Annotated in this window: 20 protein-coding genes; 11 read left to right on the top strand and 9 right to left on the bottom strand. The window is 53.1% G+C overall.

The window, feature by feature from the left end; all coding sequences use genetic code 11:
- Positions 1 to 64 precede the first annotated feature (64 nt).
- From B9K09_RS10605 to B9K09_RS10590, 4 genes are read right to left on the bottom strand one after another with little or no spacing between them, the layout of a single operon-like run.
- Positions 65 to 1,426, bottom strand: a complete 1,362-nt coding sequence (locus B9K09_RS10605) for a sensor histidine kinase (RefSeq protein ID WP_087516775.1) — start codon at positions 1,424 to 1,426, stop codon at positions 65 to 67.
- Positions 1,423 to 2,091 (bottom strand): response regulator transcription factor, encoded by a 669-nt coding sequence (locus B9K09_RS10600; protein ID WP_087516774.1) that lies wholly within the window; start codon positions 2,089 to 2,091, stop codon positions 1,423 to 1,425. The genes B9K09_RS10605 and B9K09_RS10600 overlap by 4 nt, the downstream gene beginning before the upstream one ends.
- Positions 2,092 to 2,406 carry a PepSY domain-containing protein gene (locus B9K09_RS10595; RefSeq protein WP_157699342.1) on the bottom strand — a complete coding sequence of 105 codons (315 nt, stop codon included), beginning with the start codon at positions 2,404 to 2,406 and terminating at the stop codon, positions 2,092 to 2,094.
- Positions 2,406 to 2,714 (bottom strand): PepSY domain-containing protein, encoded by a 309-nt coding sequence (locus B9K09_RS10590; RefSeq protein WP_087516773.1) that lies wholly within the window; start codon positions 2,712 to 2,714, stop codon positions 2,406 to 2,408. The genes B9K09_RS10595 and B9K09_RS10590 overlap by 1 nt, the downstream gene beginning before the upstream one ends.
- Before the next feature lie 208 nt (positions 2,715 to 2,922).
- On the opposite strand from B9K09_RS10590, the gene B9K09_RS10585 reads away from it, so the two are divergent.
- From B9K09_RS10585 to B9K09_RS10565, 5 genes are all read left to right on the top strand, one after another.
- Positions 2,923 to 4,002: a patatin-like phospholipase family protein gene (locus B9K09_RS10585; protein WP_087516772.1), complete on the top strand. Its 1,080-nt coding sequence runs from the start codon at positions 2,923 to 2,925 to the stop codon at positions 4,000 to 4,002.
- Between the two features lie 263 nt (positions 4,003 to 4,265).
- A complete protein-coding gene (locus B9K09_RS10580; protein ID WP_087516771.1) occupies positions 4,266 to 4,535 on the top strand; it encodes a hypothetical protein in 270 nt (89 codons plus the stop codon).
- Positions 4,536 to 4,714: 179 nt separating this feature from the next.
- Positions 4,715 to 5,710 (top strand): GlxA family transcriptional regulator, encoded by a 996-nt coding sequence (locus B9K09_RS10575; RefSeq protein ID WP_087516770.1) that lies wholly within the window; start codon positions 4,715 to 4,717, stop codon positions 5,708 to 5,710.
- A gap of 86 nt (positions 5,711 to 5,796) precedes the next feature.
- Positions 5,797 to 6,051 (top strand): DUF1272 domain-containing protein, encoded by a 255-nt coding sequence (locus tag B9K09_RS10570; RefSeq protein WP_087516769.1) that lies wholly within the window; start codon positions 5,797 to 5,799, stop codon positions 6,049 to 6,051.
- A gap of 1 nt (position 6,052) precedes the next feature.
- Entirely contained in the window at positions 6,053 to 7,219 is a 1,167-nt protein-coding gene (locus B9K09_RS10565; protein WP_087516768.1) for an MFS transporter, read from the top strand.
- Between the two features lie 60 nt (positions 7,220 to 7,279).
- Here B9K09_RS10565 and nfuA read toward each other — a convergent pair whose 3' ends face one another.
- Positions 7,280 to 7,864: a Fe-S biogenesis protein NfuA gene (nfuA, locus tag B9K09_RS10560; protein WP_087516767.1), complete on the bottom strand. Its 585-nt coding sequence runs from the start codon at positions 7,862 to 7,864 to the stop codon at positions 7,280 to 7,282.
- 153 nt (positions 7,865 to 8,017) lie between these two features.
- Here nfuA and B9K09_RS10555 point away from each other — a divergent pair, with 153 nt between their 5' ends.
- Positions 8,018 to 8,755: a thioredoxin family protein gene (locus tag B9K09_RS10555; RefSeq protein ID WP_087516766.1), complete on the top strand. Its 738-nt coding sequence runs from the start codon at positions 8,018 to 8,020 to the stop codon at positions 8,753 to 8,755.
- A 210-nt stretch (positions 8,756 to 8,965) separates the two neighbouring features.
- On the opposite strand, the gene B9K09_RS10550 is transcribed toward B9K09_RS10555, so the two are convergent.
- The gene (locus B9K09_RS10550) at positions 8,966 to 11,251 is read right to left on the bottom strand and encodes a fatty acid cis/trans isomerase (protein WP_087516765.1); all 2,286 of its coding nucleotides are present in this window, start codon (positions 11,249 to 11,251) and stop codon (positions 8,966 to 8,968) included.
- A gap of 162 nt (positions 11,252 to 11,413) precedes the next feature.
- On the opposite strand from B9K09_RS10550, the gene metH reads away from it, so the two are divergent.
- Entirely contained in the window at positions 11,414 to 15,118 is a 3,705-nt protein-coding gene (gene metH, locus B9K09_RS10545) for a methionine synthase (RefSeq protein WP_177408720.1), read from the top strand.
- Positions 15,119 to 15,176: 58 nt separating this feature from the next.
- On the opposite strand, the gene B9K09_RS10540 is transcribed toward metH, so the two are convergent.
- On the bottom strand, positions 15,177 to 15,479 hold the full coding sequence (locus B9K09_RS10540; RefSeq protein WP_087516764.1) for a DUF1883 domain-containing protein: 303 nt from the start codon (positions 15,477 to 15,479) through the stop codon (positions 15,177 to 15,179).
- Between the two features lie 181 nt (positions 15,480 to 15,660).
- Between B9K09_RS10540 and B9K09_RS10535 the strand changes: the two genes are divergently transcribed.
- Positions 15,661 to 15,897: a hypothetical protein gene (locus B9K09_RS10535; RefSeq protein WP_087516763.1), complete on the top strand. Its 237-nt coding sequence runs from the start codon at positions 15,661 to 15,663 to the stop codon at positions 15,895 to 15,897.
- 108 nt (positions 15,898 to 16,005) lie between these two features.
- Positions 16,006 to 16,518 (top strand): GNAT family N-acetyltransferase, encoded by a 513-nt coding sequence (locus B9K09_RS10530; protein ID WP_087516762.1) that lies wholly within the window; start codon positions 16,006 to 16,008, stop codon positions 16,516 to 16,518.
- A 20-nt stretch (positions 16,519 to 16,538) separates the two neighbouring features.
- On the opposite strand, the gene B9K09_RS10525 is transcribed toward B9K09_RS10530, so the two are convergent.
- Both B9K09_RS10525 and B9K09_RS10520 read right to left on the bottom strand, forming a co-directional pair.
- Positions 16,539 to 17,468: a ZIP family metal transporter gene (locus B9K09_RS10525; protein ID WP_087516761.1), complete on the bottom strand. Its 930-nt coding sequence runs from the start codon at positions 17,466 to 17,468 to the stop codon at positions 16,539 to 16,541.
- 127 nt (positions 17,469 to 17,595) lie between these two features.
- On the bottom strand, positions 17,596 to 20,754 hold the full coding sequence (locus B9K09_RS10520) for a DUF1631 family protein (protein ID WP_087516760.1): 3,159 nt from the start codon (positions 20,752 to 20,754) through the stop codon (positions 17,596 to 17,598).
- A gap of 159 nt (positions 20,755 to 20,913) precedes the next feature.
- Here B9K09_RS10520 and B9K09_RS10515 point away from each other — a divergent pair, with 159 nt between their 5' ends.
- Together B9K09_RS10515 and B9K09_RS10510 are read left to right on the top strand one after the other, a co-directional pair.
- Positions 20,914 to 21,387, top strand: a complete 474-nt coding sequence (locus B9K09_RS10515) for an OsmC family protein (protein WP_087516759.1) — start codon at positions 20,914 to 20,916, stop codon at positions 21,385 to 21,387.
- A gap of 106 nt (positions 21,388 to 21,493) precedes the next feature.
- The gene (locus B9K09_RS10510) at positions 21,494 to 21,712 is read left to right on the top strand and encodes a DUF2970 domain-containing protein (protein WP_087516758.1); all 219 of its coding nucleotides are present in this window, start codon (positions 21,494 to 21,496) and stop codon (positions 21,710 to 21,712) included.
- Positions 21,713 to 21,745: the final 33 nt, after the last annotated feature.

Below are 21,745 nucleotides of genomic sequence, written 5' to 3'. Positions count from 1 at the left end.
CGCGAGTAACAACCTGAAGATGTCTCGAAGGCGATGATTTGGCGCGGGTATCTCTGCGCTAACGCTACGCAGTCGGCCCATGATCCGTGCTCAACTTGTGCTGTAGGCTTATGTGCCGTGGCGGCAGCACGATACTTACATTCAAGCCGCCTAGCGGACTTTCTCCCAGGGTGATCTCACCGCCCCAGGCATCGACGATATCGCGGACAATACCCAAGCCCAAACCATGGCCACTGACTTGCTCATCAAGGCGAATCCCACGGCTCAAAACGTCTTCGCGACGCTCTGCTGTAATCCCCGGCCCATCGTCAGCGATCTCAAGTTGATAGCCATTAGCGTTCGCCGTGATCAACAACTGCACCTGAGAGTTCGCCCACTTACAGGCGTTATCCAGCAAGTTGCCCAGCAGTTCGAGTAAATCTTCACGGTCCCACGGCAGACGCAGGCCAGGCGGTGCTTGCCAATCGAGCTGTAAACCGCGGCTATGAATCATCTGCAGCGTGCTGAATAAACCGGGCAGCTCTGCTGAGCAATCAAAGTGCGCGCCAGGCAATGCCTCACCGGCAAGCCGCGCTTTATTTAGCTCACGACTCAAGCGCTGTTCGATTTGCTCCAGAGATTCTTCAATTTTTTTGCGTAATTCGGGATGAGCCTGTAACTCGTTGCGCGACGACAGGTTAACCAAGACCGCCAATGGTGTTTTCAATGCATGGCCCAGGTTACCCAAAGCGTTACGCGAGCGACGCAAGGTTTCCTCGGTGTGGGCCAGAAGATGGTTGATCTGTTCCACCAACGGCTCAAGCTCAATCGGCACTTGATTATCTAAAGCGCTGAGTTGACCTTGCTGCAACTGGGCAATCTGCTCACGAGTGTGTTCCAGCGGACGCAAGGCGCGACGGACGATGCTGCGCTGCAAAATCAGAATTAGAATCAGAGCGCCTAAGCCCAAGCCAAGGCCAAGCATTTGCACTTCGCGTACGCTTTTTAAGGTGGGCGTGTAATCCTCGGCAACGTAGATCACCAGTTTTTGGCCGAAGCGTTGATAGTCGCCTCGGTAAGTCAGTAACTGTTGATCCTGCGGCCCCTCGCTCAGTCCATCCTGCAGCCCAGGCTTTTCTCCCGGTTGCAATTCACTGTCCCACAAGGAGCGTGAGCGCCAGGTTGTATCAGCGAAATCAATGCGAAAATACAGCCCTGAATACGGGCGTTTATAGGCGGCACTGAGACGCTGCTCACTCAATTGAAAGCCTTGGGGCCCGCGAACCATGGCGACTATTAGCGATTCCGCCTCATCTTGAAGGTTGAGTCCGATATGCTCGCGCAAGCTGCGCTCAAACACCCATAACGAGGTTTGGGCCAGCAGCAAACCAACGATTACCAGAACCGTAACAAGGCCTAGACTCAAACGCCGTTGAATCGATCTCAATGACTGGCACTGCTAAAGCGGTAGCCTTGACCGCGGCGGGTTTCGATCACTTCACGGCCGAGCTTACGGCGCAGGTGATTGACGTGAACTTCAATCACATTGGAGTCGCGCTCTGTTTCACCGTCGTATAAATGATCAGCCAAGTGACTCTTCGACAGAATCTTGCCCGGGTGCATCATAAAGTAGCGCAACAAGCGAAACTCAGCGGCGGTGAGGTCTATTTCAGCCCCTTGACTGATGACGCTTTGACGACCTTCATCCAGTTGCAGGCCTGCCACTTCAAGCTGCGGCTGATTGGCTAAACCACGGGCGCGGCGCAACAGCGCCTGAATGCGCAGCTGCAACTCTTCCGGGTGAAAGGGTTTGCTCAGGTAATCGTCCGCCCCCGCTTTCAAGCCCGCAATGCGATCAGACCAAGAGTCCCGAGCTGTCAGAATCAGTACCGGCGTTGCAAGGCCGCCGCTGCGCCATTGCTGCAATACATCAAGACCGGGAAGACCGGGCAAGCCAAGATCCAGAATAATCAGGTCGTAAGGCTCACTCGCCCCCTGATAAACCGCGTCGCGGCCATCCGCCAACCAGTCAACGGCATAGCCCTGTGCGGTTAAACTGGCGAGTAATTCATCGGCCAAGGGTACATGGTCTTCCACCAGCAACAGGCGCATTCAGTCGTCTTCCTCATCCTTCAGGATTCGCCCATCCCGGGCATCCAGTTCCAACTCCCGCACCTGACCTTGCTGCGTCAGGAGTTCAATTTCATAGACTAGTACATCATCTTCTTTCTCAAGCTCCGCCTCCAGCAACGTAGCATTCGGATAGCGCTGCATGGCAGGTCGCATAAGCTGCTCAAGTGGCTGTATCACGCCTTCACGGCGTAAGCGCAAGGCTTCATCCTGATCCAGGTCACGTGAATACGCGGTCTGCGACAGTGTCAGGGCAAGCAAGCCTGTCAGCAGGAATATTTTAAGCAGGACCTTCATTAGTCGTCCTGATGGTTTTTGAGCATTTTGCCAGTGCTGGCGTCGAGTTCAACATCCCATTTGATGCCGTCTTTATCCTGAATGTCGAGCTTATAAATGTATTTGCCGTACTCTTGCTCCAGTTCAGTCTCGTCAATCCGGCCACCAGGGTGCAGATTTAACACCTGTTCATTAAGTACCTGGAAATCTTTGACGGTTCCGGCATCACGCAATTTTACCGCTTCATCCGGACCAAGATCACGGGCGTTGGCCATACCAGCACAGAGCCCGAGCACGGCGATCATGCTAACAGTCGTAAGGCGTTTCATAGTCGCTCTCCGATAAGGTTGTAGTCGATGCTGAACACCTTACTCAACTTGACTTAAACCAAGCTGAATAAACCTACACCTGGCTGGTAACCAATGCAGGAAATCTCGGACTTTTCAGGCGCCTTAGCGTCAACCATTCACGCAGTGAAGTCACTTGGCCTGCGCGCCATACACTCTATAATCGCTGCCTTGCGTGACGGAGACGAACATGAGCGCGATTATCATCAAAACCCCTGCCCTAACCCTTAAAGCGGGATCACGAGCCATTGCGCGTATTCGCGAGCACGGCCTGCAACCAGCAGATATAGGTATTTTGCCGGGCGCAGCTGGCGGCCCAAAGGCGCTGGGGATTCAGGGGCTGGATCTTGCCTTGTTCGGTGAATGGCTACCAAAAGCGCCGCGGGAACGCTCACTGATTGGTGCCTCGATTGGTTCCTGGCGCTTTGTCAGTGCTTGTCTGCCTGATGCCGCGCAAGGCATACGCCGCCTTGGGGAGCTGTATACCGCGCAGCGTTTTGCCAAGGGCGTGACCATGGCTGAAATCTCTCAGAGTTGCAGAGTCATGCTCGATGAGTTGCTCGAAGGCCAGGACGCAGCAGTGCTGAATAATCCTAATTACCGACTGAACATCGTCGTGGTGAAGAGTCACGGCTTGCTTGCGCATGATCATCGAGGCGTGCTCGGCCTAGGCTTGTCATCGGTTATCGGCAATAACCTGTTAGCTCGCTCACGCTTGGCCCGTCATTTTGAGCGAATTATCCTGCATGACACACGACTCGCACCGCCGCTGCATCCGCTGACGGACTTCCCTTCGCGTTATTTACCGCTCGATACTGACAACCTACGTCACGCGCTCTTGGCATCAGGCTCGATACCCATGGTGATGGAAGGCGTGCGTGACCTTCCAGGGGCCGGGATTGGCACTTACCGCGATGGCGGCCTGCTCGACTACCACCTCGACCTGCCTTACAGCGGCGACGACATCGTCCTATACCCGCACTTCACCGATAAGATCATTCCCGGCTGGTTTGACAAGACCATGCCTTGGCGACGCGGCGACAGCGGTCGATTACAGAATGTATTGCTGCTCGCGCCATCAAGCGAATATCTAGCCAAACTTCCGTACGGCAAACTACCGGATCGCAAAGACTTCAGCCGTTTTCTTGGCGACGATGCCGGGCGTGAACGTTACTGGCGTACAGCCATACAAGAAAGCCAACGTTTGGGCGATGAGTTTTTGGAGCTGACCGAAACCTCCCAATTGAACGATAGGTTGATCCCACTTTGATTCTCAAGACTGTCTGATAAACCATTGATTCGCCCTGATTCAGGTTTTTTAAGCCGTGCTTTATTCGGCAATAAAAAGCGAAAAATCTCGCGTTTTATTGCCACAGGTCAGTGCAAACATACTTTTAATGAAAAAATCCACCTTTTTTAGAACTGATATGTGACTTATAGGTCAACAACAGTCATCAACACTGTGAAGAGTCAATAAAGCCAAGCGCTTACTGACTTTCACATTTTTGGGACTAACTAGGAGTCACTGACCCAATGGACGCACAATTGCGTTGCAATGAAGCACTATTAATTGTCGACCGCGCTTTCCAACCGTTTCAATGTGTCGCATGGTCGCCACAAAATGGCACTGACGAGCTGACGCTAACGGTCATCGACCGTACCAGTACTCGCCTGCTAGGCCGCACCAAGCTGTCGAGCAGCATCTACACCAACCCTGAGCTACTGGCCAAGGTGATCACAGAATCTCGTGAAGAGTTGAGCCGCAAAGGTTTCGACCTCGCACCTTGGAGCATGCCAGCTTAATTTAGCGGCTGCTTCCCAGGTTACCGCTGCGCTCTGTCATTTTTGAGCGCAGCGGAGCCTGAACATTACTTGATCTGAGTTTTGGCAATATCTGTGGGCTTCCTGTCCTTGTTGCCACGCTATCCTTGAGCGCACACTGCATCCATCGCTCACTGAGCCAATTTCGATTGGAAAGCCCCATGGATGCGCTCAAGACTATTGTCTGCCTTATTTACCCTGACTTTATGAGCCTCGATGCAATCGGCCCATTGCAGGTGTTCGCCTCGGCTAACGTTGAGCGCCAGCGCCAGGGTTTGCCGAACTACTACCAAACTTTATTGCTCGCAGAGGAAGCCGGCCCGGTTGACTCCTCCGCCGGGATTCAGATTATTGCGCAACGGGCGCTCAGTGAAATCCAAGCGGATCAAATCGACACCTTGCTCATTCCTGGCGGCATTGGCGAGCGCGTGCAAATCAATAATCAGCCATTGTTGGCCTGGTTGCGGGCTAGCGAGCCACACATCCGCAGACTCGGCTCGGTGTGCTCTGGAGCGCTGATTCTGGCGGCCACTGGCTTACTTGATGGCCGTCGTGCGACCACGCACTGGGCAGATATTGACACGCTACGCCGCACCCACCCAAACGTCGAAGTACTGGGCGACCAACTGCACACCTACGATGCGCGCGACACACAAGGAAACGCCCATGTGTTTACCTGCGCAGGCGTCACCGCAGGGATTGATCTGGCGCTGGCCTTGGTCGAAGCCGATTTGGGCCGGGCCATGGCGCTCGCAGTTGCGCGCCGACTGGTCATGTTTTTGCGCCGCCCAGGTGGCCAGGCACAGTTCAGCGCCCTACTCAGTCCCGAGCCAAGTCGCACACCGCGATTAGCCGCGCTGCTCGACTGGATTCCGTCTCGAATCGGCGATGACTTGACCCTTGAGGTTTTGGCCGCACAAGCCTGCATGACGCCACGAACCTTGTCGCGGGTATTTATCCAAGAGCTTGGCGTCGGACCCGGCAAATACGTCGAGAAAATCCGTTTAGAGGCCGCTCGCAACCTGTTGCAAGACGCACAGGCTTCGATCAGTACCGTGTCCAGACTCACTGGATTTGGTCACCCAGAAAACCTGCGGCGTACGTTCCAGAAGCATTTGTCGGTAAGCCCGCAGGAATACGCGCAACGCTTTACCTAACCCGCCTATTTTAGCCGCGCTCAGCGTCCGGCTAATCGCCCCTAGAACCACAATGATGCTTCACAGTCGTGAGGTAAGGACTTTCTATGCTCGAATTACGCCCAAACTGCGAATGTTGCGACCGTGAGCTGCCTGGCGACAGTGACGCTGCATTTATCTGCTCGTATGAATGTACATTTTGCCGAGACTGCGCCGCTGGGCATTTACAACTTAAATGCCCCAACTGCTCGGGTGAGCTAGTGTCGCGCCCGCGCCGGGCAATTGAAAAACAGCTTGAGTCGCCACAAACCTCTGCACAGCAGGCTTGTCCGAACTCAGAACAATTACGCGGAGATCACTGACATGGCATTGATCACGCAACCAACCATTGCTCGTTTATTCATTTGTCAGGCCTTGTATTGGTGCTGCTCAATGATTGGCATCACCTTGACCGCTCTAATTGGCTTGCAACTGGCGCCATTGAACATTCTGGCGACCTTGCCCTTGGCATTGCTGGTGCTGGGTAATTTGTTGGCTGTGCAGCCACTGTCGCTGTACATGCAACGTAACGGAAGACGTGCGGGACTGCTTCTTGGCGCCGCTTGCGGGGTATTCGGCGGCTTGATCAGTGCTTTGGGGGTCTGGCTCGGTGACTTCAGCATTTTGTGCTTAGGCGCACTGCTCATCGGCGCCTACCAGGCATCTGCTATGTATTACCGCTTTGTCGCGCTGGAGGCTGTACCTGAGTCGGCAAAAGGTCGCGCCAGCGCCTATGTGATCGGCGGCGGCGTGGTTGCCGCGCTGATTGCTCCGAGCCTGGCACTTTGGTCAAAAAACGCGTTAGCCACACCATTTACGGGTGCTTATTTGATGATGGCAGCGTTGGCGCTTATCGCGGCTGGCGTACTCAGCAAGTTACCTCAGGGGACAGTGCAGATAGCAAGTACCGGCGGTTGGTCGACAATGCGTGAACTGTTACGAAGACCAGTGGTGCGCGCCGCAATTGCCACGACCGCAATTGGTCACGGCTTGATGATTTTGGTGATGAATGCCACGCCACTAGCTATGCGCGGCTGCGGTCTATCCATCGAAACCAGCGCGTTGGTTATGCAATGGCACATGCTAGGCATGTTCCTGCCGGCGTTTGTCGCTGGGCGCCTGGTCGATACATTAGGCAGTCGGCGGGTAGCCGTCATTGGCAGCGGCGTACTGTTGATCAGCGCGGCCATTGCCGTGAGTGGCATCACTCGCGACCAGTTTTTAATCAGCTCGTTCTTGCTCGGCCTAGGCTGGAACTTGATGCTAATTGCTGGAACCACCCTGCTCGCTCAAGGGCATACACCGGCTGAACGAGGTCATGCGCAAGGCTTGATGGAACTGAGCAATGGCTCGGTGGCAGCCAGTGCTTCATTTGCCTCGGGTGCATTGATCAGCGGAATAGGCTGGAATGCAGTCAATATCAGCATTTTGCCACTGATCGTCATCGTACTCCTGATGCTAATCCCAAGTCGGCGCGCGCAACTGGCGTAAGCGGTTTAACACAAATAAAAAAGGCGCCACCGAGGCGCCTTTGATCACTACAACAGCAGCTTAGTAGTAAGCATTTTCCTTGTTGCTGTGATCGGTCACATCGCGAACACCCTTGAGCTCTGGAATACGCTCAAGCAGGGTTTTCTCGATGCCTTCCTTAAGCGTCAGGTCCGCCTGACCACAGCCTTGGCAGCCGCCGCCAAATTGCAAAACGGCAATGCCTTCATCAACCACATCGATCAAGCTGACTTGCCCGCCGTGGCTGGCCAAACCCGGATTGATCTCGGTTTGCAGATAGTAATTGATACGCTCGTTGATCGGGCTGTCTTCATTAACCATCGGCACCTTGGCGTTAGGTGCTTTGATCGTCAGTTGGCCACCCATGCGGTCAGTCGCGTAATCAACCACTGCATCGTCAAGAAACGGTTCACTGACTGCGTCAATCCATGCAGTAAAGCTGGCCAAGCCTAGCGCGGTGTCTTCAGGCTTCTGCTCACCCGGCTTGCAATAAGCAATGCAGGTTTCAGCATACTGGGTACCCGGTTGGGTAATAAATACGCGAATGCCGATGCCCGCTGTGTTCTGCTTGCTCAGCAAATCAGCTAAATAATCGTGGGCAGCGTCGGTAATAGTGATAGTGCTCATGGCAACTCCTCGCAAACATAAGTGCAGTGTACGACAACAGTGCCCACTTGATAAAGCCCGACTATTTTTGTCGGATTAAATGCTCTTGTAACAACACAGTGTCTCATCCGTCCAGTATCTATCACCATGCAGGCTTAGCGGAGACACCGTTCGATGAAAAAGTCATGGCAACTTCTGCCCGCCGCAATGCTTTTAGCCACCACTGTGGCTCACGCTTCGGCACTTACCTTTACCAGTAAAGAACAGCCCACCAGCGTTCTGGAACTGTACACCTCGCAAGGTTGTAGTTCTTGCCCTCCTGCAGAAAAATGGCTGTCATCACTCACTCAGTCACCTGATTTATGGAAAAAGGTCATTCCTCTCGCCTTTCATGTCGATTATTGGGACTACCTGGGCTGGCAAGACCCGTTTGCCAATAAAAACTACAGCGCCCGACAACGAGCCTATACCCGCAGCGGTCGTACCAGTTCGGTGTACACGCCGGGGTTTGTCGTAGCAGGTCACGAATGGCGTGGCTGGTATAAAAATGAACCGTTGCACCTGCCTACTCAACAAAAGGCCGTTGGTAAGTTACAGCTGACCCTGGATGACAATAACGTCAAGGTAGCGTTTGAGCCTAAACAAGCTCCACCCAAGGGGCTTACCCTGTATGTCGCCCGCCTCGGCTTTGCCATAGACACCCAGATCACCAAAGGTGAGAACGCAGGCAAGACCATCAAGCACGACTTTGTGGTTCTGAGCTTGCAACAGGTCAGCGCATCCAGCAGCAACCACTGGCGTACCAAGCTGCACAAGGATCCACGCGGAGAGCGCCAGGCAGTGGTTGCCTGGTTAGGCGTACCAGGCGTCCCAGCGCCTTATCAAGCTGTAGGCGGCTGGATTAGCCAATAACCCCACAATGAGCGCACAGAACCACTGTGCGCTCATTGTGTGCAGCGGCTGCTAAGGAGCCTCTGAAAAAGGTAGCGAGCGACGGGAGTACAAGGCGAAAAGGTGCGAAAAAGCGACCGAGGTCGCGCTCGACTTTAGTTGGCCTAAATGAGCATTTTGAGTAGCTTTTCAACACATTAATACCTAGCGGAGTAGTTTTTCAGAGGTTTCCTAAAGGTTTTTGTAGCGATTCATATCCAATACACCTGCTTGCACTGGATCGGTCTCCTCGATGTAGCGCGTCAGGTCATGGAAGTAGCGCCAAAAGTCTGGATGGGTCCGGCGAATCCCCCAACGATCGACCACCTTTTCAAAGGTTTCGGCATCTTTAGCTTGCTCCAGAGCGCTGACAAATACAGGAACTTCTTGCGCTGCAACGTTGAAGATAAAATTCGGGTAGCTGCTCATCACTCCGGGATAAACAGTCAAGGTGTCGAGTCCGGGCTCATAGCGCAGCCCTTCACCAACAATAAAGGCAACGTTACTGTGCATGCGGTTTCGTAACAGGCTGTATATGTTGCGCGTGCCGTTGGTGGCCTCAACCCGAAGCATGGTCGCTTCAGGCAATTGATGGATCACCTTGAGACCAGCTGCGGGTTTATTCGCCAGACGACTTAATGCTTGTTCAGCATTTTGCATCTGCGGGTCGGAATCCGCTTGATAGCAGTGGCCGTCTGAGCAGCGATTTATGGGGTCAGGTGCGGCATTCAAATCACCTGCACGCATCAACAGTTGCTTAGCAAAATCATGCTTCGGGTGCTTAGGATCAAGCGAAAGCGCGGTTTTGGTGTCGGTATCGATGCCCTCGTAATAGTTGAGCCATAGCTTCAGGCGGCCACTGTTGCGGTACCAGTCCTTCAAGATACCTTCGCGTGAATCCGCTGGCATCAAGCGCAGGAAGTTCTGCTCAGCGCCGTTGCGAATCAAATCAAAGTACAAGCGTGTTTGCGCCTGATGTGCAACGTTGCCGAACACATCAAAATTCACCACCAACTGATAATAAGTACGCTCCAACAGCGGATAATCCATCCACCATATCGTTTGCGGAATGCCGCCGATCAAGCCACGGCGTACCGTAGCGCTGTCAAACTGGCGAAAGATCGACAGCAAGGCCTGATCATTGCCTGACCAGATATTTGACCAGCTAGGTAGCGGTGCATCCTCGTAATAGTCTCTGCGCAACTCCTCATACTCATTGCGCTTGTCGTGATAATTGCCCCACATTCCGACCAGGCTACCAATATCATCAAACTGCCCCGGCATCGCCAGCAAGGGTGTCGCCTCTGCGCGGTACTCAGGGTCGGTGATGTACAGGTCGTGCTTGGGATCCTGGAAAAATGTCCAGAAGTTATCGCGAATCACGTCTGTGGCAATTTGACCACGGCAAACCGGACCACGAATAAAGGTACGGACAAAGTACTCCGCGTCATCCAGCATAAACTGATAACGCGCTTCAGCCGGGATTGCCTTATAGGTTTCAAACGGGTTAGCCCGGCGCTGCGCACCGTAACCAGGTATGGCGTCGGCGGTCCACGGCGTGTCGAAGAACATCGACTTGATATGCGCCATTTTCTTACGGCTTAACCCATAGGTGATATGAGTTTTATGCACGATGACATCAGGCACCATTGCCAGGCGATAGTAAAAATCAGTCCCCGGATCTTCATTGGGGCGACGCGTCGCAATCGGATCAATCGGTTTGCCGCTCGGGGTGCGTGAGCGCACTACTTGGAAAAAATGCCGGGTTTTGCCGTCGTCAAAATATAAGTGCGCAAGGAATAAATGTTCATATAACCAACGCGAAACTAACTCCTCACGCGCGCCATGTTGGTTAAAGAAACTTTCCCACTCCTGCACCTGCGTCATTTCCGCAGGCGTGGCGACCGGTACTAATTTATCGACCGGGGCTCCATTGGCCAACCAACTCTGCAGGGTTTGGTAGTCTTCATCAGTCAACCCAGTTACGGCGAAAGGCATGCCCGCAGCCGGATTCTTCGCGGCGTACTTGTCGAATTGGCCAGGCAAGGAGCACTGATTGGCTCGGTCGATACCGATGTCAAGCTTATCGGGCAGTTTGCTATTGGGGGCGTAAGTGTTGTTCTCGTGCCCAAGCTTGAGCATGCGCGCCATTAATGCAGCCTGGCCACCTTGCTGATCGAGCACCGAGTTAAAGCCCTTGTTCCGCCACTCAGTCACGGTGTGAGCATCAAGGAACAAGCGCGTAGGGTTCTGGGCTTTTTTGCGTGCGCCGTCATACACTGGAGATTGACTGGCACCCCGCTCCGCCCCTTCACCGCTTTCGAGCTTAAGCTGGCAAGGCGCGTCATAGCAGGCATGGCAAGCAACGCAATTTTTAGTGAAGATCGGCTGAATATCTTTGCTATAGGAAACTTGTTCTGCCGCCAGCAATGGGCTGACCAAGGCAAAACATGCCGAGATAATTGAACGATGCTGCATTTCCACATCCTTATAGAGCTGTGCGCTGATTCTAGCTTCCGGGCTTTTGCGTGGCTATCGCCTTTCATTATGAATCAAATTCATGTTTATCCGCATGCACTGCAAAAGCGTACAGGTTTGCTATCATCGCGCCCTTCTGTATTCCGTAATTCTTAGGTATTTCTGTCCATGTCTTTGTCAGATCGTAGCGCCCGCACTCTCGCTCTTCAGCAAGCCCTCAAGGATCGTATTCTGATTCTCGACGGCGGTATGGGTACGATGATCCAAAGCTATAAACTGGAAGAAGAGGATTACCGCGGTGATCGCTTTGCCGACTGGCCAAGCGATGTCAAAGGCAACAACGACCTGCTGATCCTTAGCCGCCCGGACGTGATTGGCGCCATCGAAAAAGCCTATCTGGACGCCGGCGCTGATATTCTCGAAACCAACACCTTTAACGCCACTCGCGTGTCGCAAGCTGATTACGGCATGGAGTCGTTAGCTTATGAGCTCAACGTTGAAGGCGCACGCCTGGCGCGACAGGTGGCCGATGCGAAGACCGCTGAGACCCCGGACCGACCTAGGTTCGTTGCGGGCGTACTCGGCCCAACCAGCCGTACGTGCTCGATATCGCCAGACGTCAACAATCCGGGCTATCGCAACGTCACTTTCGATGTATTGGTTGAAAACTACACAGAAGCGACACGCGGCCTGATTGAAGGCGGCAGCGACCTTATTTTGATCGAAACCATCTTCGATACGCTCAACGCCAAAGCCGCGATTTTCGCTGTGCAGCAGGTATTTGAAGACCTTGGCGTCGAATTACCAATCATGATCTCTGGCACCATTACCGACGCCTCAGGCCGCACCTTGTCGGGCCAAACCACCGAAGCGTTCTGGAACTCGGTGCGACACGCCAAACCAATTTCTGTAGGGCTAAACTGCGCGCTTGGTGCTAAAGACTTGCGCCCCTATCTTGAAGAGCTGTCGAACAAAGCTGAAACCCACGTTTCTGCCCACCCCAACGCTGGCCTGCCAAATGCTTTCGGTGAATACGACGAAACCCCAGCTGAAATGGCGGCAGTGGTTGAAGAGTTTGCCGCATCAGGCTTTTTGAATATCGTTGGCGGTTGCTGCGGCACCACTCCAGGCCATATTCAGGCGATTGCCGAAGCCGTGGCCAAATATGCGCCCCGCGCGCTGCCTGATATCCCTAAAGCCTGTCGCCTGTCGGGTCTTGAGCCGTTCACCATCGATCGCAGCTCGCTGTTCGTCAACGTCGGCGAGCGTACCAATATCACCGGCTCGGCCAAATTCGCCCGGCTGATTCGTGAAGACAATTACACCGAAGCGCTCGAAGTTGCCTTGCAACAGGTCGAAGCCGGCGCCCAGGTGATCGATATCAACATGGACGAAGGCATGCTTGATTCGAAGCATGCCATGGTTACCTTCCTCAACCTGATTGCTGGCGAGCCGGATATCTCGCGCGTGCCGATCATGATCGACTCCTCCAAGTGGGAGGTTATCGAAGCGGGCCTCAAGTGCATTCAGGGCAAGGGCATCGTTAACTCGATCTCGATGAAAGAAGGTGTTGAGCAGTTCAAGCACCACGCCAAGCTGTGCAAACGCTATGGCGCCGCCGTGGTGGTAATGGCCTTCGACGAAGACGGTCAGGCGGACACTCAGGCCCGCAAAGAAGAAATCTGTAAGCGCTCCTATGACATTTTGGTCAATGAAGTAGATTTTCCAGCAGAAGACATCATCTTCGACCCGAATATTTTCGCCATTGCCACCGGCATTGAAGAGCACAACAACTACGCAGTCGACTTTATCAACGCCTGCGCCTACATCCGCGACAACCTGCCCTACGCGCTGACCTCTGGCGGCGTATCCAATGTGTCGTTCTCGTTCCGTGGCAACAATCCGGTTCGCGAAGCGATTCACTCGGTATTCCTCTATTACGCGATCAAAAATGGTTTGACCATGGGTATCGTTAACGCTGGTCAGTTGGAGATTTACGACCAAATCCCAACTGAACTGCGCGACGCCGTGGAAGATGTAGTGCTCAACCGCACGGCCAATGGCACCGACGCCCTGCTTGCCCTGGCTGATAAATACAAAGGCGATGGCAGCGTTAAAGAAGCTGAAACCGAAGAGTGGCGTGGCTTCGCGGTGCAACAACGCCTTGAGCATGCACTGGTTAAAGGCATCACCGCGTTTATCGTTGAAGACACCGAAGAATTCCGCCAACAGTGCGCGCGCCCGATCGAGGTGATCGAAGGCCCATTGATGAGCGGGATGAACATCGTTGGCGACTTGTTTGGCTCCGGCAAAATGTTTCTACCGCAGGTGGTTAAGTCTGCGCGTGTGATGAAGCAAGCTGTGGCTCACTTGATTCCGTTTATCGAAGCTGAAAAAGGCGACAAACCCGAGGCCAAAGGCAAGATATTGATGGCCACGGTTAAGGGCGATGTTCATGACATCGGCAAGAACATTGTTGGCGTGGTGCTCGGCTGTAACGGTTATGACATCGTCGATCTTGGCGTGATGGTGCCCGCCGAGAAAATCCTGCAAACCGCTATCGCTGAAAAGTGCGACATTATCGGCTTGTCTGGCTTGATCACTCCATCGCTCGACGAAATGGTTCACGTCGCCCGTGAAATGCAGCGTCAGGGCTTCAATCTACCGTTGATGATCGGAGGCGCGACAACCTCCAAAGCGCACACCGCGGTGAAAATCGAACCCAAGTATCAAAACGATGCAGTGATTTACGTGACAGACGCCTCGCGCGCAGTAGGCGTAGCGACTCAGTTATTGTCGAAGGAGCTGAAACCAGACTTCGTTAAGCGTACCCGCGAAGATTACGCGGTAGTCCGTGAACGCACGGCCAACCGCAGCGCGCGTACCGAGCGCTTGAGTTACAACGATGCGATCAGCAAGAAGCCTCAATTTGACTGGGCCAGCTATCAACCAACCGTACCGACCTTCACTGGGGTCAAGGTACTGGAAGATATCGACCTCGCCGTACTGGCCGAGTTTATCGACTGGACACCGTTTTTCATCTCTTGGGATCTGGCGGGCAAGTACCCGCGCATTCTGACGGATGAAGTTGTCGGCGAAGCTGCAACCTCGCTGTTTGCCGATGCCCAGGAGATGCTCAAGAAACTGATTGATGAAAAGCTGATCAGTGCTCGTGCCGTATTGGGTTTCTGGCCGACCAATCAGGTCGATCATGATGATCTTGAGGTGTACGGCGATGACGGCCAGCCATTGGCAAAACTGCATCACCTGCGCCAACAGACCATCAAGCCCGATGGCAAACCTAACTTCTCGCTTGCCGATTTTGTCGCACCGAAAGACTCCGGCATTCAGGACTATATCGGCGGTTTTATCACCACCGCTGGCATAGGCGCAGAAGAAGTCGCCAAGGCCTATCAAGACAAAGGCGACGACTACAACTCAATCATGGTCAAGGCACTGGCTGATCGCCTTGCTGAAGCCTGCGCAGAATGGCTGCACCAGCAAGTGCGTAAAAACTACTGGGGATACGATCCAGAAGAGCAGTTGAGCAATGATGAATTGATCAAGGAAGCCTACAAAGGCATCCGCCCTGCCCCAGGTTATCCAGCATGCCCCGACCATACCGAGAAAGGCACCTTGTTCGACCTGCTTAACGATAACCAGCAGAGCGGCGTTTTTCTCACCGAACACTACGCAATGTTCCCGGCTGCCTCAGTCAGCGGCTGGTATTTTGCTCACCCGCAGGCGCAATACTTTGCGGTCGGCAAGGTTGATAAAGACCAAGTCGAGAGCTACACCGCCCGCAAACAGCAAGAACTGCGCACAACCGAGCGCTGGCTTGCGCCTAACCTGGGTTATGACGACTAAAGTCGTCAGCCCCAAAAAAGCCCGCATATGCGGGCTTTTTTTCTACCTATCGTCAGCCTTAGCTGAATTTCGACTCAGAACGGCGAACCAGTTTGATCGAATGCTTGAGCGTAGGCTTACGTGTCACGCTGATCGCCTTGCGCGAAACCGTGTCGATGGTGATGTTCCAGAAGCCACTGCTCGGCACAGTGATGCGCACCGGGAATTTATCAAATGCACCGCCGTGATAGGTATGACGACCACCGTTTTTAAAACTGCGGAAATTCGCGTCGTTCATCAGACGGATATTGCAGGTTTGTGAGCACTCGATAACGACAAGATCGTCTTCATTGAGATGTTCACGCTGATGTATGAATTTCATCGACCGCTCCACGCAGCTATAAGCAAACCAATGGCTATTATATGTCGGGAATAGCTGTTTGCGTGCGTGATTAAAAATAAACTGTTGAGCCCAGGATCAGCCTGTTTGCGCTACAAGTCGCGTAAAAGCCTGCTGGCAACCGCTAAACTACAGGTTCACTTCGCACTCAAAGGCGCATGGTTTGTCGCTAAATACTGTTTATTTTCTGTTGTTGATACTCTGCGTCGTCGCACTGATTGTGTTCTATTGCGTACTACGGCGCATCACTCAACGTACTGAAGCGCTGCGCAATAAGGAACAGCAGCAAGCTGAAATCCTGCGCCAACTCCAAGCGGTTGCCGACAACAGTCAATTAACCGATAAACAACTGGAGACCCAGAAACAAGACCTTGCTCATCACCTAAAACAGCTTAAATAGTTGGTTAAGCACGCTGCCGGCACTGGAAATAAACAGTCATTGTCACTGGCTTGAATAGCCCTGCTACACATGGGTTAATTGCCCTTCATTCAGCTCACAGACTGCCAAATGCTGATTCGCCCACTAAAACCAGTTGATGCTCAGACTTATCGATCGCTGATGCTTGCCGCCTACAGCGCGCACCCAGATGCATTCACCTCGACAACACACGAGCGTGAAAAAAAACCATTGGCTTGGTGGCAAGCTCGGCTTAGCGATGCACCACAACCCCATTCAGTGGTTCTGGGCGCGCACGACGACCAAGGCAAGCTTTGTGCGGTAGTTGGCGTCTCTTTCAAAAGCCAGGAAAAAACCCGACATAAAGCCACGCTGTTTGGCTTATACGTTGTTGAAGCTCATCGTGGCCAAGGGCTGGCTCGCCAATTAGTTGAGCAAGCCCTGCTGTTGGCAAGCAATCGCAACGGTCTCAAGCTAATGCAACTGACCGTCAGTGAAACTAATCCTGCAGCAATTGCCCTGTACCAAAGCTGCGGATTTAAGCAGTTTGGTATTGAGCCAATGGCCATAGCCTTCAACGGCCATTACCTCAGCAAAATACATATGGCCTGCGTGATTGCTTGAGTCTCGATCAGGGCGCGCAATCAGGCTAAGGCCGTATCGAGAAACATCATCAGCGCAAAACCGCCCATCAAGCCCATAGTGGCACTGGTTTGATGGCCATTGCGGTGCGTTTCCGGAATGATTTCATGGGACACCACGAACAACATGGCGCCTGCCGCCAGGCTCAGACTTAGCGGATAAGCCAAGGCATAACCGCTTGAGATACCTACGCCAATCAATGCACCAATGGGTTCCATCAGACCGGTTGCGATTGCGATCAGTGCCGCTGGGAGTGTCGACAGTCCAGTAGTGCGCAGCGCCAGGGCGACAGCCAGGCCTTCAGGTATGTCTTGAATCGAAATGGCACTGGCCAACGGTATGCCAACGCTAAAATCGCCACCTGCAAAGCCAACCCCCATGGCCATGCCTTCCGGCAAATTGTGCAGCGTGATTGCAAAGATGAATAACCAGACCCGATTGATTCGTTCGGAGTTAGGTCCGCAAGGCCCGGTGCTTTCATGTTCATGCGGGGTAAAATGATCCAGCCCAAGCATTAGCAGCGTGCCTAAACCTAGCCCAAGAACAACGGTTGTAGCCGAGAGCAGGCTACTGCCGGTTATGTCTTTTGCAGCATCCAGCCCTGGTAAAATCAGCGAGAAGGAGCTCGCGGCAAGCATCATTCCAGCAGCAAAACCGAGCATACAGTCCTGTGTACGGCTGCTGATCTGCTTAAGTGCTACCGCTAATACCGCGCCCAAAGCCGTCGCCAGAAAACCTGCACTACCGGCATAAAAAGCATAGCGTAGACGCTCAGCGTGCTCGCCAGCTGCGGTGTTGACCACGGTTGAGACCAACAGATAGACAATCGCCAACAATGCGCCAAAAAAACCAGCCGTGACCCAAGGGTTTGCTTGAGCCTGGGCGACCCAGGCAGCACGGAAGTTTGCGTAGTTGACTTGCGTCGAATCCATAGCGATCAATACCGAAAAATTGAATGCCTACTATCCATGGGCAAATCTGTCGACACAAGCCCAAAGCGCTTATTACGTTGATAGCACAAATACATCGCGGTGCTTCGTCACAGTGCCGTGCTTGTCGTCATATATTGGACAGCAAGCCAAGAAAACTACGCGGCATTTGCACGCCATAGCCTTGGACAAAATCCACGCCTATTTCGATCAATAACTGACGAGTCGCTTGATCCTCAACGTACTCAGCAACCGTAACTCGACCCAATGCATGGGCAATTTCATTGATCGACCGAACCATTGCCAGGTCGCTATGTGAATGAGTAATCTCGCGTACAAAGCTGCCATCAATCTTGACGATATCGACAGGCAAGCGCTTGAGGTAATCGAACGACGAAAAGCCGACCCCAAAATCATCAAGCGCAAACGAACATCCAAGCTGTTGCAGCTGACGGATCAGGTTAGCAACCCGTACCAGGCTGGCAACAGCTGCGGTTTCGGTAATTTCAAAACAAATGCGCCGAGGTTCAATCGCGTAGCGTGTGAAGAGTCCCTGAATAAAACCCAGCAACCCCTCATCATTTAAACTATTGCCCGATAAATTGATCGAAATCGATGAGCAGCGGCTCCACAGGTCAGGCGCTTTTTCGAGCTGGCTAAATGCGCGCACGAGCACCCAGCGATCGACCTTGCCCATGCGGTTATAACGCTCGGCAGCCGCAATGAAATCATGTAATGGTAATTCGTTCTCCATCACCAGCAACAGCTCGTAATGAGGCAGTTCAAGCGAGTCAATCTCAGCTCTGGCAATTTGCTGAACACGTAAAGAAATATCTTCACGCTTGATGATGTCGTCGACCCGAGCGGCGATCGCCGATAGCCTTACGCGCTCATCATATGCAGAAGCGCTTAAGCGATGAACCTGATTGCGGCCTGACTCTTTCGCCAGGTTGCACGCTGCGTACAAATGGCTGAATACGCTAGCCACATCATCACTTTCAACGCGTTGCGCGACACCAATACTCAGGCTGATAGCATGGCTTTGATCCTGCCAATGGAACGTTTTCCCGGCTATGGAAACACGTAGCGTTTCAGCTAATGCGTAAGCGCTAACCTCATCACAGTCGGGAATCATTGCTGCGAACTCGCCACTGCCAAGGCGTGCGCATGACCCTGTATTGGGCAATACTTGTTCGAGCGCCAGTGCAACATGTTTAAGGCAGGCATCGCCCGCCATTAACCCCCCATGGCTATTGAGCACACCAAACTGGTCGACCTGCGCAATAAAATAGGCAGTGTTACTTGTGCACGCCAAGCTTTTCGCGACCAGCCCTGCAAAGCTCTGACGATTGAGGAGACCGGTTAGCTCGTCATGGCTGCGAGTATAAGCAATTTCCCGGTACAGGCGGCCCACAAGGTCTTGCAGCGTGCGCTGGACGACACCTTGATTACGGCTACCACTTTGCTCGACCTGAAGCTGTCCTTTAGCGACACGCTCACGCAACTCAACGTTGGCTAGGTCGCTCACTTGCGCGCCTTTGTTATCGACCAATAAATAGCGGTCTTTATTTACACTGCGCCAAATTAACTGCAGTGCTTGGCCATCTGCATCTTGCAGCCAGTCCCCTTCCTCAAGGCTCTCAATGCAATCTTGTAACTCAGGGGAAGCCTGAAAACTCGGTGTATGCGGCGCACATAGTTGACCCAACTCGACAACCTGCGCCGACACTATCTGCTCGCGTAGTTTTTCCAGGATCCGTTTGCCGCCTGCATTAGCGATACCGAACTCATCCAGTTGCCAGTAAATGGTCGCCACCAGATCATCGACATCCCGTTCGCGCGTGTAACTTTCATCCAGGCTGCATCTTGACGTTGGTGAGAGCAGGTAATCTGCCAGCCTGCGAGTAAGATCCAAGTCCGTCAGCCACGAAATATTGTCGCGGCCTGCACGTATCCGCTTATGTACTAGCAAGTCACGCCAGCCCATTTGTAACCATTGAAGCAATAGCTTTGGCGGATGCGCCCCAAGTGCTTCACTCAACTCTTGGTCGACATCACGCCTGGCCTCAAGCAAGGTTTCTTGGCCGCGGTAGACTTGTACAACCCGTTCGATACGCCGCCGATAACTGCGCTGCTGAAGCTCAATCAGCTCTTCAAGCTCTGTATTTAACGTCAAGAATGAATGGCTATTCCCTTGGTGATTAGTCACCAAGCGGCCCATTAAAGTATCTACACGCGCCTCTAATGACTGGTTAGGCAGCGCACACCCACCTGCAAGCTGCAGCAAGCGATCAAGGCTGCCGCGCACTGGATGGTTTTCATCCGAGAGCGCCCCGGACTCTCTAAGCGTGACGTCCAGCACGGGCAGCAAAAGCTTCTGCAGTGCGGGTTTTAGCCCCTCGACCATGACCGGCTCTTGCTGCAATGACTGAAACACGCCACTGACCAAGTGCGTGTCTTCACGCTGACGTTGGTTTAAGTAAAAACCTTTACTTTCAAGACTTTGCAACAGACTGTTGGCTGTCCAACCATGGGCCGGTGGCTGGCAGTGCAATATGCTTTTAAGAACCAAGCACTGAATAACGCTCAGCGTTTCCTCAGGGTCTGATTGTCGACTGGCCTCACCAACCACATCACGCTTTTCATTGATTGCAAAAGCTGAGGAAGACAAAAGAGGCGAGATCTGTTGTAAGGCGAACTCTGCTGAGAGTGCCTTGAAATAGGCAGCCAATGACTGCGGCAGGAGCGCACACACCTGAGCTAGAAACACATTCCGAACCGACTCAGGCCATGCCTCAAGATTGAAAGCCTTCAGCCAGCCAAGAAGCAAATAGTCGAGCGAAAATGGGTTATCCGCATTCGCAATGTGCCATCCAATAAACTGACTATAACAACCGCATGCGTTCAGCTCATGCTCGGATAAGGTCTCACGAACATTGCGCACAACCGTGTCCACCAGCAGTTGGGCTTCAAACTTTGAATACTCAACCAGTGCCAGCTCTTCATTGCCTGCCTGTACCTGCCGCCCAAGACTGGGGGTTAACGACAGGCCACGTTGAATAGTCTTCACGCACTCACGGACCAACTTTGGACCGTGAAGATCACAAAAGTCGACGGCCTCGTCGAAGTCCTGCGCATCTTGATTGGAGAATGCTTTCAGCGCACATTTTTTTAGCTCCAGCACTAGAACGCTAAGTGATTGAGCGAGTGCTTTGGACAGTTGAATTTGGACGATCGAACTCAATGCGTCCATCAACGCGAGTGGTGAGGTGCGTGATATCAAGCGCATGCCTCCTGCATGACGTTGCTTCCCTGCCGAGCCGGCCGAGCGCCTTATACTGCGTCACCGGACTTGCTCCTGCTTGTTAGACACTCTAACTCAAACTCTGCCGCATGCCGATGGTGTAAGGTTTACCTCTCACTCCATAGCCAAGATCAGGGAGCTCAAATGAGTGAATACACAGCTAAAGTTATGTGGCAACGCGGCACCCAAAACTTCTTGAATAATCGCTATAGCCGAGCCCACAGCTGGCTGTTCGATGGTGGCGCACAGGTGCCTGCATCCTCTTCTCCGCACGTTGTACCACTGCCCTATTCTGACCCCGCTGCAGTCGACCCTGAAGAGGCGTTTGTCGCCTCATTATCAAGCTGCCACATGCTTTGGTTTTTAGGTATTGCAGCCAAGCAGGGTTTTGAAGTCGATGAGTATGAGGACAACCCAGTTGGGCTAATGGCTAAGAACGCACAAGGCCGAATAGCCATGACCCGAGTGACACTGTTCCCGCGCGTGACCTTTGCAGCCGACAAAAACCCAACCCACGAGCAACTCACCGAATTGCACCATAAAGCCCATGATCAATGCTTTATTGCCAACTCGGTGTTGACCACAGTTGATTGCCAGCCCGTGCTCGCTGTCAGTTAAGCAATATCGCTATCGGCCAAAACGCCATAGCGCAAGCCTCTGCGCTTGGCTTACCAATAAACAGCTAAACTCAGTGAAAACCACACTCATGAGCAAGGAGCCATTTATGGGTGACGAGCAAGATGATAAGCCGCTAACTACTTGGGAAATGCTGCACAGCGTTTTAGCCGCTGCATTTGGCGTACAAAGCGGCAAAAACCGGAGTCGCGACTTCAGTCGTGGTAAGCCGCGTCAATTTATAATACTGGGTGTGCTATTCACGGCATGTTTCGTTTTGCTGATCGCAGGTATCGTACAACTGGTCCTGTACTTCTCAGGCGTTTGACCAAAAGCTGCCGCCTCTGTAAGACGGCGCAGC

The sequence above is a fragment of the Pseudomonas sp. M30-35 genome (genome assembly GCF_002163625.1).
Lineage (GTDB): Bacteria > Pseudomonadota > Gammaproteobacteria > Pseudomonadales > Pseudomonadaceae > Aquipseudomonas.
The sequence above is the reverse complement of the archived record's forward strand: the minus strand, read 5'-3'. Positions and strand labels throughout refer to the sequence as shown.